This window comes from Bartonella sp. CL63NXGY, assembly GCF_042194905.1.
GTDB lineage: Bacteria > Pseudomonadota > Alphaproteobacteria > Rhizobiales > Rhizobiaceae > Bartonella.
In genome coordinates this window covers 57,712-73,947 of the sequence record NZ_JBHINK010000011.1, presented here as the reverse complement: position 1 = coordinate 73,947, position 16,236 = coordinate 57,712, and the positions used below count along the sequence as shown (strand labels likewise).

Genomic DNA, 16,236 nt, shown 5'->3' with positions numbered 1-16,236 from the left:
TTAAAATAAAACTGTCAAAACAGCGTATTTCTTTTCTATGCATTAACAAAAAAGGCAGCCACAATATGCTGCCTTTTCGCTTTATAAATCCTAATAACACTACACTATCCCTCCTTAAGAGAGCCCTTGCTTTTTCTACTGCCTGTAAAATCAACATCCACGCGCAACGCCCATGTTTAAAACAAAGCTTGAGACGCATCAGTGCTGTATTAGCAGCTCCAGCTTTTGTATGACAGATGGGAGCGAGGATATTGCGTATTTCTGTTTGTGTAATCTCTGAAATAGGCAAACAGCCTAATTTGAGGAGAATATGGAGTTTTAAAGGTGAAAACCCGTTTCCATCTTTACCATCATTTTTAATTCAGCTTTACAACTTTCAAAAGCATCTAAGGCAATGTCTTTTAAGTAATGGAGATTACGCATTGCCTCACGTTTTCGTTTCTCACGTTCTTTAATGGGGGCACGCCCCTCACGTAAAACAGCACGCCACCCAGTTGCCAATTCACGAGCTTGTTTTAAAGAGACATCTCTCAAGGCACCCAAGCCCATTTCACGCCGGCGCCCCCCGTGAAAGGTATAACGATAAAGCCATTGAGTACCCCCATCTTTACGTTTGTGAAGGAGCAAGCCGGCACCATCATTATATTTTCCAGCTCGTGGGTGTTGCTAAAGCCCTTGGCTCTTGAGACGATTCATAAGAGACATTTTTGGTCCTTTCTTATACATTTTTTACCCACACGCCAGCCCCGCTTGTGGTGTGCAAGAGAATGGTTTTGCTTGATTTAAGACAAACAGGTTTAAAATGAGAAAATCTTACGTTATTCAGAACTCTAATTCAATGAAAGTACCGATAAATTATCATTATAAATCATTATATTATACCATTTTTATCAAGATAAAAGATAAGGTATTTTTATCTAGAATATGTCACAAAGTATGCAGCCTTTTCGAACATGAAATCCATTTTTTCCTGAAGTGTTTTCTTTTCCACTTAAATACGATTTTTCTCCTCTTCACATGGGTTGCGCAGCTATTCATCATCGAATTTGCCCATAAAGCTAAAAAAGTGTATTTTTAGATAATATAAAGATAACAGCATTAAGAATAAATCTTAAAAAATAGAAGATTTCTTGCTTTTTCACTTATGGAAGTACAGAAACTCTACCGTTTGATTATGCTCCTCTTTGAAGATAGATATGGTGCTAATATGCGCCATAGAGCTGTCCAAGCAAAGATGATATTAGAAAAATGAAAAGTTAATCACTACACATTTGAAATAGATAGGAACCTACAGCCACTCTCATTCACTCCAAAGGATATAGAAAATGAAAAAAAGCACACTGGATAAATCATCAATCATAGCTTACAATATAACAGAGCATAATGGTGTTTTCATATGGCTACACTCTTCCCTTGTGATATCTGTACAGCAGATATCTCTAAAACTTCTATAAAAAATACTATTAAAGTTATGCTGTAAAAATGTTAATTGCCTCAACAATCATTTGTCAAAAATTTGCAAAGAATAATCAGAGAACTAACCTTTTGAACCACGAACATAATTTGTGTGCTAAGGATTTGATTTTTACCAACTTTTAACATATTGATGATCTTAAAATTAAATCAGACAGCCTCCTCAGTTAGTCCGGATAGGTAGGTATCTAACAAAAACTATTGTTAGGACCGTAGAAGATCGTACCCCATCCTTGTATGAGAAAGTGAACTTCCTTAAAAAACTTTGATATTGATGATACTAAACAGATTGGTATTCATTTTTACCTTAATCCGATAGATCCTGCCATTAAAGGTGCGTTTAGCACAATACACAGTTATCTCACAATTTAACCTTCTATATTGATGTAAACTATCAGAAAAAATTTTAAAAGACGTATAGCCGAGACAAGTTTTTCTGATAGAATACACTACCAATTTTAATATAAAATTATAAAAAAATAAGCATATTGATCCGTTTACTATTAACAAAAAACGGAGTGTATTTTTTTGTTATTTACAATCTATTATAGCAATAAAATAAATTCTTTCTTTACGATGTGTTGTCGCTATCTATAAAGATTTATTTACACTTCCATTGCTGGTTCTTCTAAACAAACAGTTTTGAGAAAATTAATGCATGAAAAGAAAATCTAACAACAAGCGCTTTATCTTTCACATACAAAACGCTCAAAAAAGCTAATTTTTTCATTTATAAAATGAAATAACTCAATAAAGTTCTTTTTTGTATCAATAAAAGATGTTTTAAATGAAATATTCAAAATATTGATTTATAATGATAATTTAGCGTTACTTTCATTGAGTTAGAGTTCTGAATATCGTAAATTTCTCTCATTTAAAATCTGTTCCATGTTGAACTAATCAAAATCATTCACTTACACATTACAAGCGGGACTGGCGTGTGAAGCAAAGTTATATAAGAAAAGCCTAAGAATTCCTCTCATGCACCGCCTCAAGTGCCAAAGGCTATCCACACAACATTGGGAGCTAGCAAAGTATGTAATGGGGTTGCTCTTTTATTAAGCCGTAAAGGTATCGGCTTGCTCCTTCGTAAGCATAAAGATGATGGGACTCTATAGCTTTAGCGTTATAGCATTCATGAAAACCATCGCGAAATGGGCTGTGCGACCTTAGAAAAATGGACTTTGCTACCCTTAAGGAAAAGCTTCTTTAAAGAAAGCCTGTGAATAGCCCCCTCATCACTTCTTCTAGCAGAGAAAATTTTCTGATCGTTTTGGTGAGTACATCAAATAATACATCTCAATGCGATAGAGCTTTTATAGCGATTATCTTTAATAGACAGTTTTTAAATATCATACTTCATAGTGCTTTTAGCATAAGCTTAACCAAGCTAGGTTTTATGAAATCCACTTTTCTCGACTTTTTATGATCATGAACAAGTTTTTCTGAAGCAAAACTTCAAATCATAGAGAACACCATAAATATAATTCGTTTTGTTATTTACAATAAAAACGTAATGATATAAAAACTGATCGGGTACTTGCGCCATCAGGGGAATGAAGTAAGCATCAAAACATACCAAATACTAAAGGCATATCTATGTGTAAGAAATATATTTATAAGAAAAATTTTTTGTTATGTACAATTGCTGGAACTTTCATTTTTTCTCATTTTGCTCCAACTTATGCAAATAGACAACCTCCTGAAATTATTAGTGAGTTTAAGCTGGAGAAAGGAGAAGAAAAAACTCTTAATAATGTTTTTATCCGCAATGGACCGAGCGCAGTGTATGCCAAAGAAAAAGCAATTGCCACAATTACAAACTCAACAATACATTCAGCTTCGTTTGCTTTTGCTGTATCACAAGGTGGACGTATTAATGCTAAAGAAGTGAAAGTCAATGCCTTGGATACTGGTCTATCAATTGAAAACGGTATCATTAACATTGAAGATTCATTCATAGAAACCAAAAGAAAATCCGGTATTATTTTTCATAGCATAAATTATCTGAAAGATGGTGAAGAAGTTATCAATAAGGCAATTCTTAACAATACAAAACTTCTTGTGAGAAATGGTATCGGTATTTTAGGACCGTCATCTTCAAAGTCTGTTGCCGAAGTTCAACTTAGAAATTCAGAAATTCGTTCTGATGTATTATTAAAAAACAATGTAAAAAAGAAAACAGATTCAGATCCTCATCCTGTGACTTTTGTGTTAACTGCCGATAATTCGATTATAGAAGGAAGAGCAAGAACCTTAGCAGTAAATACGACTGTTTTTAATTTAAACAACAATAGCAAATGGTATTTAAATGTAAGTCAATACGACATAAATCGTGATTTTAGTCCATATAATTATGCACTCCATGACATTAAGCAACGAGCTCTATCTACCGTTTCAGTACTGAACTTTAGTAATAGCTCTATTGTGTTTAATGCGCCACATAGGCTGGCAAAGAGTCAATATCAAACCTTGAGTGTAGGACGAACAATTGAGTTCCCTAATCCACGCGAAAACAGGGAATCTGCTATAGAAACCGTTTATAATGCAGTAGGCAATGCAAGGATTTATTTCAATACAGAATGGAGTGATGGTTTAGAAAGAGAACAACAAAAAACAGACCGCCTTCTTGTCCATGGAGATGTAACAGGTACCACAACAATTAGTTTCAATAGCCTTTCAAAAGGTGTGTCATCAAAAGAAGAAGCTTCTATTCCCACGAATATGCGTGGACTGTCGCTCATTCAAGTATCTGGAAAAACAGATGAAAATGCCTTCAAACTAGCAAATGGCTATGTCACAATGGGCGGCTTGCCTTATAAATATGTCTTAAATGCCTATGGACCGACATCACGTCTTGGAAAAGCAGAGAGCACACAAAGCCATTTAGGAGAAGTAACTCAACAATCACAAGAAAAGGACTCAAAAACCGACACGACCTTCGCTGCATTTAGCGGAATAGCTTTAAGGGGTGAGAATAATATAAAAGTTGAATCAACACCAAATTCTGAGCAAATAGGGAGCATACAAAACCATTTGAGAGAAAATCAGAATTTCTGGGATTTCCGCTTGCAAAGTGCAACGCTCGATGATGAAGGAAAGATCAGAGCTCTCGTCCCTCAAGTGGCAAGCTATTTGTCCATGCCTAACGCACTATTCTCAGCTGGACTGGCTGATGTAAACAATCAAAACACTTTACTGAACACGATACAAGAAACAGGCTTTGAGAAAAAAAATCATAAAAACAAAGGGATCTTCTTCTCGACTTATGGCAATAAAATGACATTATCCTCTCACCGTACGCCATCACAATATGGCTATGGTGCCGATATTCACTATGCTTCTTTACAAGCAGGCTTTACATTAGTAGCTCTAGAAGATCAAAACATGACCACCAATGTGGGGCTTTTCGGGACATATGGGAAATTAGCTTTCACCCCAAAAGACATGGAAGGTGCTGACAAAAGTACACTCAATAAATGGTCAATTGCTGCATATAGTGGACTGCACCATAATAATGGTACATATATCCATGCTCTCTTTTCCTATGGAATGCTCAAGGGAGATATCACCACAGCTCTCATAGGAAAGACTGCAGAATTGAAAAACGCTGATACATTCAGTGCATCGGCGACCATTGGACAAAAGTTCGAAACCAGTACGAAAGGATTGGTCTTTGAACCACAAGCACAAGTTGTTTATCAGCGTCTCATGCTTGGCACACTCTCAGATGTCGATGGCTTTGATGTAGATATGGGAAATCCTCATCAATACTTAGTGCGTGTTGGTGGGCGCTTAACACAAACGACGATTTCTATTGAAAAAGGCAGTATTCTTTCTTTCTATGGTAAATTAAATATTGTTAAAGCTTTTTCTAACAATGGCACCATACAGATTGGTGAACCATTCCACCTTGATTCTATGGGAGCTGCCCTTGAAGGTGGACTTGGTGTAAATGCACAATTATCACAAAATATCGCCCTTCATGCTGATGTTAACTATCAACATAAGCTTCAAAAAACTGGTATATCAGGAGCAAGCTTTTCAGGCGGAATACGCTATCAGTTTTAAGAAAAAGCAAAAAACAATTTATAGTCTATTCATTTTTAATAAAAAAGCAGTACACGTGTGCTGCTTTTTTTCAATCTATCGGAAAGAGCCATCAATAACGGTTCTTTCTATACAGCTTTCTTGAAAGGATTAATTTCATTCAAACCAAATGTAATAAAATTCTTTATCTCTCAATGACTGTTGAAGTCTCTAGAGAGCTGCCTTTTTGATTTATAAAAATCGAATGGATTCAATAAAAATTGTTGTATATCAATAAAAAGTACAAAATATTTTGACTCTTAGCACTTTAAAACAAAAATACTTATCAAGCTAGATTTTATGAAGTCCATTTTTCCCGACTTTTTATGACCATGAAAAACGCTTTTCTTAAAAAAACTTTAAATCATAGAGAACACCATAAATATAATTCGTTTTGTTATTTACAATAAAAACGTAATGATATAAAAAACTGATCGGGTACTTGCGCCATCAGGGGAATGAAGTAAGCATCAAAGCATACCAAATACTAAAGGCATATCTATGTATAAGAAATATATTTATAAGAAAAATTTTTTGTTATGTACAATTGCTGGAACTTTCATTTTTTCTCATTTTGCTCCAACTTATGCAAATAAACAACCTCTTGAAATTCCTACGGTCCAAGTAGCTAATGGAGAAGAGAAGAGCCTTCATAATGTTTTTGTTCGTGGTGAGTATGATGCCGTGGTTGCTAAGAAAGGTCATATTACCATTACAAACTCAATAATGCACTCAGGCTTTTCTTTGCTTTCTGCAACGTCAGGTGGTCAAATTAATGCCAAAGGAATTGTGGGAGAGGCAAAAGAGCATGGTTTGTCACTCACAAACGGCACAATCCATATTGAAGATTCAACATTAAACGTCATAGGCCACGGCAAAGCCTATGGTATCAACTTTGGTTATATTGCAAGCTCTACAATAAAAGAAGGAGAAGAAGTTGTAAACAAAGCAATCCTCAATAATACAAAACTTCTTGTAAACGACGGTGTAGGTATTTTCGGACCTTATTATTCCAAAGCTGTTGCTAATGCAGTGTACCTTAAAAACTCAGAAATTCGTTCTGATATGTTATTAAAGAATGACGTTTTACCCTTCTTCAAGATTCAACCTACTACTTTTACATTAGACGCTGATAATTCGATTATGGAAGGAAGAGCCAAAACGTTTCCTCAAAATACAACGGTTTTCACCCTAAACAATAACAGCAAGTGGCATTTAAAAATTAGTCTATTTGAATTGGAAGATAGTTTTAGTCTATTTGATTACAAGCTCCTTGATCTTAAGCAACGAGCACAATCAATCGTTTCAGTCCTAAACCTTAATAATAGCTCTATCATATTTAATGCGCCGCATAAACTAGCAGACAATCATTATCAAACCTTGCATGTAGGAAGACATCCACAAAAAGCAGAGCAAAACAGAAGCTCCGATGCAACAACGGTTTACAATGCATTGGGCAACGCAAGGATTTACTTTAATACCGAATGGAGTAATGGTCTTACAAAAGAACAACAAAAAACTGACCGTGTTCTTGTTCATGGTGATGTCTCAGGCACCACAACGATCTATTTCAACAATCTTTCAAAGCATGCAGAACCATTCGATGATGAAGAAGATTCAATTCCTTTGAATGCGCGTGGTCTCTCACTTGTTCAAGTGTCTGGAAAAGCAGAAGAAACCGCCTTCACGCTGGCAAATGGCTACACCACAATGGATGGATTACCCTATAAATACATACTCAATGGCTATGGACCAACATCCAGCCGTGGGAAAGCTGATAGGGCACAAAGTCATTTAAGCGCAATACCACAAGAATCAAAAAAGCAAGATGCGCAAAATACCAATGCATCATCTCTTGGAAAAGAAAACAACGGACAAGCTCCCTTGGAAGAAAATGAGAATTTCTGGGATTTCCGCTTGCAAAGTGCTACTCTCGATGATGAAGGAAAGATCAAAGCTCTTGTTCCTCAAATGGCAAGCTATTTGGTTATGCATAATGCAATATTCTCCTCTGGCTTGGCTGATATAAATAATCAAAATATACTGTTAGATAATATGCACTCAACAGTTTTCGGATTAGAAGGTCATAAACAGAAAGGGATATTTTTATCGACTTATGGCAACAAGATGACGTTATCTTCCAGCCGTAGTCCATTGGAATATGGTTATGGTGCTAATGTTCACTATGCTGCTATACAAGCAGGCATGACATTAGCAACGTTAGAAAATCAAAATATGACCGCGAATCTTGGTCTTTTAGGCACATATGGAAAGCTCGCTTTTGCGCCAAAGGATATGGAAGGTTCTGACAAAAGCATACTGGATAAATGGTCCTTTACGGCCTATGGGAACCTCCACCATGACAGTGGTCTCTATGTTAATGCACTTTTCTCTTACGGCATTTTAAACGGACATATTACAACAGCCCTTATCGGCAACACCACAGAATTAAACAATACGGATACATTAAATATATCAGCTACCGTTGGACAAAAACTAGCAACTGGTGTTGAAGGAGTATCATTTGAACCACAAGCACAACTTATTTATCAACATATTGCCTTTGGCACTCTTTCAGATATTGATGGCTTCCAAGTTAATATAAAGCCCCCTCATCAATGGTTGGTCCGTATTGGAGGGCGTTTAACAAAAACAATGCTTCCTATTGAAAAAGATCGTGTTCTTTCTTTTTATGGTAAATTGAATGTCATCAAAGCTTTTGGTGAGAAGCGCACTATCGATGTTATGGAATCTTTCCATCTCGATTCTATGGGCTCGTCCCTTGAAGGTGGGCTTGGCATTAACGCGCAGCTTTCTAAAAATATCGCACTTCATGCTGACGTTAATTACCAACATAAACTTCAAAAAGCTGGGTTCTCTGGAATTAATTTTTCCGGTGGAATGCGTTATCGCTTTTAGAAATCTTAGCTCTCTATTTTGACGCGTAAGCAGCGCTGAGATGAAAAACAGTGCTGCTTATATTTTGCTACATTACAAAAAAACGCAATGTGTCAAAAAGTGGTTCATTTTTAGCAAAACAAAGAAAATATCTTAAGGAACATCTCTATGCATAAGAATATTTTGTTATGTACAGCCGCTTGTGCTTTATTTTTTTCTTCTTTTAATTTCACATCTACCAGCACCGACTCTGGTCTAAGCCACCAGGAACGCCATGCTCTTGAAGGGATCATGAAATTACCTGAACAATATCGCCATGCCATTGATTCAATAAACACACCAACACAAGCAGAAAAAAATCTTGAGAAGATAGCCTCTGGCGCCATGATGGAAGATAATTCGCACTTCAACCAAGCACTTGAAAATCATATGGATCGTGTAAGAGATACGATTAACAGCTCTTTTGCAGGTGCAAGTCGTTACGGTTCTGATGCACATATAAACGTGGTGAACCACGAAATGGATAATATACGTACCCAAGCCATGGCAAATAAACACCATCTGGATATGCAACATATGATGAAAGCCATAGCATACCTTGAACAATTACGTCAGAACCGATTAAAAACAAGAGAAAATTTATTACGTGGCTACGACAAAGTAGTTTCCGATGCCGTGCAAGCAGCAAAAATTCTTGATGCTGATAATCAACAGCGTGTTAATACCGCGCGCCAACAATGGGTAAGCCAAGACAATCGTAATTGGTTTGAACTGCAAAATAAAGCAGTACAAATAGATAGTGCTTTACAAGAACACAACAAGGAACTTTCCAATACTTTACGCAAAGCGGTATTAGAAACTTTGTACAATAATGAAATAACCAACGTGGAGAGAAAAGGAGATATAACCTCTCCTTCATCTGAAGAGAATAGACAACCTCTTATTGTCTCCAGTACAAGACAAAGACGCTCTAGTGATAAATTACCACCCGCTCATGTTGCTGCCCAACACAAGGATAATTCAAAGGACAATTCATTCACAAGAACAGATCATGGAATGAGACAGCCTAAAGTAAATGAAAATTCGCAATCTGATATTGATCCCCAAACAAACACCACTTCCTCGGAATCGAAAACGACTCTTCCATCCGAAAAAGCGCATATGAATTTGCTCCCAAAAGTTGGAAATACCGCTACCGCGGCTACAGAGAGCACCTTTAAACTTACAGATGATGATAAAGCAACCGCAACTTCTACTTCTCTTGAAGGGACAGCAAAAAGAACAATTCTTACACCACAAGAAGAAAGCTCTTTAGTCATGCCTATCGCGATGTTTGCTGTTGGGTTTAGTGATGTCAACAATCAAAATATCTTGTTAGACAATATGCAAATAACAATGTTTGAACCCAAAGATCATCCAGAAAGAAGCGTTTTCTTATCCTCTTATGGCAATAAGAGCACGTTTTCTTCCAAGGTTCAAGCAGAACAAGATGGTGTCCAAGCAGATATTCGCTATGCTGCATTGCAAGCAGGAGCAACATTAATAGCGCTAAAAGATAAAAATATCAGCAGCAACTTTGGCCTTTTCGGAACATACGGAAAATTATCTTTTACTCCTAAAAACAAGGAGAGCTTTCAAAAAAATATGTTTGATAAATGGTCACTCACCGCATATGGAAATATTCAGCATGACAGTGGCATCTATGCAAGTGCATTTCTCTCTTATGGAATTTTCAAAGAAGATAACGCCACAGCTCTCATCAAACATACCTCAAAAGTGAAGAATAGTAAAACATTAGGAGCCGCGGCAACTATTGGTCAAAAACTGTCAACCAGTTTGGAAGGTGTAATCCTAGAACCGCAAGCACAACTTGTGTATCAACGTCTCATGCTTGGTTCTTTATCAGATAGGAGTTCTTTCTCAGATGACGATAACTCTAAATCAGATGGCGATAACTCTAAAATAGACATAAGCAAACCTCATCAATGGTTGATCCGTATTGGTGGACGTTTGACACAAAACAAAGGCCATGCCCTTTCCTTCTACGGCAAACTGAACATGATCAACACTTTTAGTGAAAACTTTCCGTTTGCTGCTATGGAATCTTTAATCGAAGGTGGTTTTGGTATTCAGGCGCACTTATCGCAAAATATCGAGCTTCATAGTGATCTCAGCTATCAACATAAACTCAAAAAAGATGGCATCTCTGCAATAAATATTTCCGCTGGAATGCGCTATCACTTTTAAAAATACTTATATTCCTATCTTGAAATATAACGTGCTCTCATTATGTTTCGTTTTGTCTCTTACAAAATAAACATAATGAGGCCAAGGTTTTATCTTCTATTAAGAGAGGGGAAACATTTAGGAATACATCCATATGAAAAAAAGTTTTTTACTATACACAGTTTCTGGAGTTCTGTTTTGTTCTTCCACCAGCTTGTCTAATGCTCTTCATGATACGAATACACAACCTACGATAGCTCTCTCTTCTCTGCAACCCACTCATCAAATAGGTGCATCCAGACCTTCTAATCCCTATTCAAATGCATCATCTTCGTATCCACCTTCAACATCTAGGTCTACAAGAACGACCAGAAGCTCTTCTCCTACAGGGAGTGAATCTACAACGCCTACTTCCACAAGCACTCTACCTCCAAAAACGCAACTTGAAGTAAATACAGAAGATGTACAATCTACCCCTACAGCCACACAAGACACTATTACACAATCTCCAGCGATAAGAACAGCTTCAACGACAGGAATGGAAGCAAAATCTAGAAGACGTTCAGGGGCGCCATCCTCTTCTACAAACTCTTCCAGAAAAAAAACGCCCGAAAATTCTGCTGTATCCTCACAGTCAGAACCTACAAGCACGGAAGCTACAAGACCAACAACAGAGCTATCGCCAACGCCTAAAGAACCAGAACTCGCACAGCCAATATCTTTTAGACTAGAAACTGGACAATCAGCATTACCGGTACCGCCAAAATCTGTAAAACCAGCGCCCGTGCAATCTGCCTCAACACAAAAGGTATCTGTAAAATCAGAGCTTGAAAAACCAATATCACCAACAAAACAACCTGAAAAGCCTGCACAAACTGAGGATATAAGCTCTGGAGTTGAGGCTACAAACGGTAAGACCATAACGCTACATAACAAAAAAATTCAAGACAATGGTTTTGCTGTACATGCAGATGGAAATAATTCAAAAGTCAACATGATAGGGGGAACAGTTGATGCACGTTTTGTTGCACTAAGCGTATCAGATGGTGGAGAAATTGATGCTACAGGTATTACTGCAACAGCAGAAACAGCTGGTTTGCTAAACATGAGGGGCACAATCAAACTTAAGGATTCAAGCGTACATGTCACGGGAAATCATGAAGCAGACGGTATTATTTTCCGCAATAATCAATACTATACCCCTAGAAAACAATATACACGCAATGCTGAAAGGAATAACAATGTCGTTCAAGAACAAGCTATTCCTAATAAAGATAAAGTAACCCTAGAGAATACAAAGCTTTTTGTTGAACATGGTAGCGGTATCAACCTTTATGGAACAGGCGTAGACGGAGAAGTCAACCTTAAAAATTCAGAAGTCCATGCCGATATTTTATTAAAAAATATCAAGAACGAAAGTGCCTCCACAAACACTATTACATTAGTTGCAGACCACTCTTCTTTAGAAGGTCGGGTAAGAACTTCTAAAGATAATAGAACAGTTTTTGATCTAAAAGAGGGGACGAAATGGCTTTTAAAGGCGAATAAAAATGCCACAAATAATGATAATATTTTAAATGACTATAGACAGTTTGATGTTGATGAAAAATCATACTCTAATCTTTCTGAATTGCACCTTACAGACAGTGTCATTATGTTTGACAAGCCAATGGAGGGACATTATCAAACTCTGTTTATAGGACCTAATCTTTCGCAAGAAGACGAAACGACCCACACAGCAGCGGTTTACAGTGCAACAGGTGTTGCAGAAATTTATGTAAATACTCAATGGAATAAACATTCTCCTATCACGGAGCAACAGACTGATCGCATTGTGATTAATGGTGATGTCTCAGGGAGTACTGTTGTTCACATCAATCTCCAAGAAACAGATAAAAAAATAACCGATAGCTCTGCTGTTTGGGAAGAACGCATGGCGTCACTTCCTTTAGGGACACATGGGATTTCAATCATTCAAGTTTCCGGACAAGCAAATGAAAATTCCTTCACGTTAGCAGGAAACTATATGACAATAGGGAAACAACCTTATAAGTATGTACTTACAGGCTATAAACCTGGAACATCTCATGAGAGCCAAAATCTTTTTGGTAAAAACAGTAATTTCTGGGATTTTCGCTTACAGAATGCCTACATTGATAAGGATAAAAAGGTTCGAGCCCTTTTACCACAGGTAGCAAACTATTTAACCATATCTAATACTTTGTTTTCTGCTGGATTTACTGATGTAAACAATCAAAACGCGTTGTTAGATAATATGCGCACAACAGTATTTGGGGCAAAAGACAATAAAAAAAATGGTATCTTTTTCTCTTCCTATGGCGAGAAAGTCACCTTATCTTCCAACCGCGATCCATTACATTATGGCTATGGTGCTGATGTAAACTATACTGCTTTACAAATAGGTGTCATATTAGCCGCCTTGGAAGGCAAAGACATAAGCACACATTTTGGTCTTTTAGGAACATACGGAAAACTTGCCTTTACGCCAAAAGAGATGCAAGATTCTGAAAAGACAACTCTTGATAAATGGTCTCTTGCCGCTTACAGCAGCATCCAACATAGCAATGGTATATATCTAAACACACTTCTTTCTTACGGAACCTTAAAAGGAAATATTACCACGGCTCTTGTTGGGAATGCCGCAAAATTGGATGGTACCGAGATGCTTAATATATCTGCAACCATTGGTCAGAAATTAGCAACCAATACAAAAGGGCTGGTCTTTGAACCACAAGCTCAATTCATTTATCAAAATCTCATGTTTGATATTTTCTCAGATACCAATGGCTTAAAAGTAGACATGGGCAATCCACATCAATGGTTGATCCGTTTTGGTGGACGTTTAACAAAAACGATAATGGCTGTTGAAGAAAACAAGGCTGTTTCCTTCTATGGTAAAATGAATGTTATCAGAACTTTTGGCGATGGTAAAACAATAAAAATTGCTGATACCTTTCATGTTGATCCTACCGGCTCTTCAGTTGAGGGAGGCATGGGGGTGAACGCATATCTTTCTCAAAAGATCGTACTAAACGCCGATATCAGCTATCGGCAAAAACTGCAAAAAGCCGGTGTATCTGGCACCAATTTGTCTGGCGGAATACGTTATCGTTTCTAAAGCAGAAGTTAATTTTAACTTAAATAAAAGGGCAGCACAAAGTGCTGCTTTTTTATTTAAATTGATATATTTTTTAAAATTCTCAAAAATCATTATCACATCAAAGAAGATTTTGACTTATAATATTTCTTTTGCATATTGAATAAAAAACTGAATATCTTAGCATTCTCTCATCAAAATACCCCATGCATAAAGTTTTATGTCTTATATCACCACACTCAAGCGACGATGTTTTTACAGCACAACAGAATAAGCATTCATGCAGATTTTTAAAAAAAGTCAGCCCCTTCTTCGCTGTGGACGCTCTATTTATTTTAGATGATGTGCATTTAATATACCTGCTATAAAGACTTAGTATCTGGTATAAATTCTTAAAGGCATGTTTTTCCTCTAAAATCTCAATGCTACAGCAACTCCATCATAAGACAAGCATTTGATTTATAAAGACAATTAATTGTTTTGCATGTTAAATGAGAATCCAGAATATCGTAAGATTCTTTCATTTTAGACCTGTTCCATGTTGAATCAACAAAAACCATATCTCTTGCAAGTGACAAGGGGGAAGAGCCATAGGGATAAAAAACTATTAAGAAAGGATTAAAAATGCCTCTAATGAACTATCTAAAGTGCCAAGGGCTGTAGCAACATTGGAAGAAAGCAAAGAATATAACAATATCAACTTGCTCTTTTATTAAGCATAAAGATGGTCGTACCCTATAGATTTTATATTATTTCCATGGGGACTTTTTATTATACCATTCACAAGCGCCGTTGCATCAAAGATGTCGTTGCGCCCCACAACCACCATCACGAAATAGACTTGAGAGCTTAGATATCTCTTTAAAACAAGGCCGTGAATTAGGAATAACAAATCCATTCTATTTTGAGCATTTTGTCGTGCATGAAGGACGTGCCCCCAGTAAAAAACACAATAAAAAAAGCGTGAAACAATACGTAATCTTCATTATTTAACAGATAGTGCTTTAGATATTTTTGAAAGACATAAAGCTAAATTAAAAGACGGTAGGACAGAGGGAAGCTGATTTCTCCCCCTTTATTCTTTCCCAATGAGATTGCCGCCCCATTTCAAATATTACGCCAACAAAGATATACGCAATATATCCACTCAAATCTGGATGCTCTCTCCAATCTGACATACAAAAACTAAAAACAGCAGAAAGAAAATACTAAACCGCTTTAATTTTTATCTCAAACATATAGATTTAAACAACGAACCGCTTCATATCACCACACTTCAAAGGACAATACTCCATGAGGCTTATAGGCAATACTCATCACATACTCTTCATCATTCATGCTTTTTGCTGACTTGGTGGTTATGGCGGAGTGAATGCACCAGATCCCATCCCGAACTCGGCCGTGAAACGCTCCAGCGCTGATGGTACTTTGCCTTAAGGCACGGGAGAGTAAATCGCCGCTAGATCTGCTAAATGCATGCAAAAGACTCTAATGTATAAACCTTACATTACCACAGCCCCAAGGAAGCTGTTTTTAAGGCATCACAGGCTGGTCTAAATATCCTCTTGATCGGCCTCTCCCTAAACTAAAAAATGAAGCCCCCTATTAACTTAGTCTGCAAACAATTCTCTGTAAATAATCCGCCTTCTCTGAGTTCTCTTTCAGCCAGTTTCCCAAAGCATGCGGTTCACATCACTACACCTTAAAAGACACTGTTTTAAGAACAGCGTTTTACAGTACAACAGGATAATAATTTAAATACCCAAATGCACTTAAAACAAGTCTACTCACTAAACGCACTATTTATCCAAATCAACTGCCCTACCTAATCATTGTCATGACTTAGAACAGCCCGTATTAAGCAGATTTGATCATTCCTCTATTTCTTTTGCACGTCCAGATAGTTGTATAGCTCTAGAAAGATCATTAACTGCATTTAAATGTGTTTGAAGTAATTCACTATTACGCTGTAATTTTTCTTGTAAATCAGACAACAAACTTTCAACCTCATGCTCAATATCTTGATTCATATAGCGCTTCACATCACTCATGGATTTATTAAGATCACGCAAACCACGTATTTTACGCAAATTTATTTCTTCGTAATCTGGAACACCACTGCTCTCTAGCATATTGCTTTCATAATCAACAACTTGAGCTAATCCTTTAACAGCAGCAACAAATTTTGTCATCGCCCAATCACGATCAATAAGATTATTATCAAGAACTTTTGCTTTTGCTGCAAAACTATCATCACCATATTGCACTACAGACATTTTTACTTCCCCTTCAACACTATTGTTCAATCTTACTTTCAAATGAGGGAGATTAAACAGGTTCTCTTCAATGCTGATACACTCAACCAAGCTCGTGGTGCAAACATTGCTCAAACAACAGCACGACAATCCTTCAAAGCGTATACCACTTCAACT

The 16,236-nt window shown here is 36.9% G+C and carries 5 protein-coding genes, 1 rRNA gene and 1 pseudogene; 5 read left to right on the top strand and 2 right to left on the bottom strand.

Translation table 11 applies throughout. The features are described from left to right. Positions 1 to 115: 115 nt before the first annotated feature. Positions 116 to 705 (bottom strand): annotated as a pseudogene (locus ACFIK0_RS06780) (integrase arm-type DNA-binding domain-containing protein); the annotation flags it as partial. 2,367 nt (positions 706 to 3,072) lie between these two features. Here ACFIK0_RS06780 and ACFIK0_RS06775 point away from each other — a divergent pair. The 5 genes from ACFIK0_RS06775 to rrf all read left to right on the top strand — a co-directional run bounded on the left by ACFIK0_RS06775 (position 3,073) and on the right by rrf (position 15,269). Continuing rightward, positions 3,073 to 5,544, top strand: a complete 2,472-nt coding sequence (locus ACFIK0_RS06775; RefSeq protein ID WP_375663693.1) for an autotransporter outer membrane beta-barrel domain-containing protein — start codon at positions 3,073 to 3,075, stop codon at positions 5,542 to 5,544. 519 nt (positions 5,545 to 6,063) lie between these two features. After that, positions 6,064 to 8,481: an autotransporter outer membrane beta-barrel domain-containing protein gene (locus ACFIK0_RS06770; protein WP_375663692.1), complete on the top strand. Its 2,418-nt coding sequence runs from the start codon at positions 6,064 to 6,066 to the stop codon at positions 8,479 to 8,481. A gap of 147 nt (positions 8,482 to 8,628) precedes the next feature. After that, positions 8,629 to 10,707 (top strand): autotransporter outer membrane beta-barrel domain-containing protein, encoded by a 2,079-nt coding sequence (locus ACFIK0_RS06765; RefSeq protein ID WP_375663691.1) that lies wholly within the window; start codon positions 8,629 to 8,631, stop codon positions 10,705 to 10,707. Positions 10,708 to 10,840: 133 nt separating this feature from the next. Further along, positions 10,841 to 13,825 carry an autotransporter outer membrane beta-barrel domain-containing protein gene (locus ACFIK0_RS06760; protein WP_375663690.1) on the top strand — a complete coding sequence of 995 codons (2,985 nt, stop codon included), beginning with the start codon at positions 10,841 to 10,843 and terminating at the stop codon, positions 13,823 to 13,825. A gap of 1,329 nt (positions 13,826 to 15,154) precedes the next feature. After that, positions 15,155 to 15,269, top strand: a 5S ribosomal RNA gene (gene rrf, locus ACFIK0_RS06755). A 406-nt stretch (positions 15,270 to 15,675) separates the two neighbouring features. On the opposite strand, the gene ACFIK0_RS06750 is transcribed toward rrf, so the two are convergent. Further along, positions 15,676 to 16,080: a flagellar protein FlgN gene (locus ACFIK0_RS06750; RefSeq protein ID WP_273790974.1), complete on the bottom strand. Its 405-nt coding sequence runs from the start codon at positions 16,078 to 16,080 to the stop codon at positions 15,676 to 15,678. Between the last annotated feature and the right edge of the window lie 156 nt (positions 16,081 to 16,236).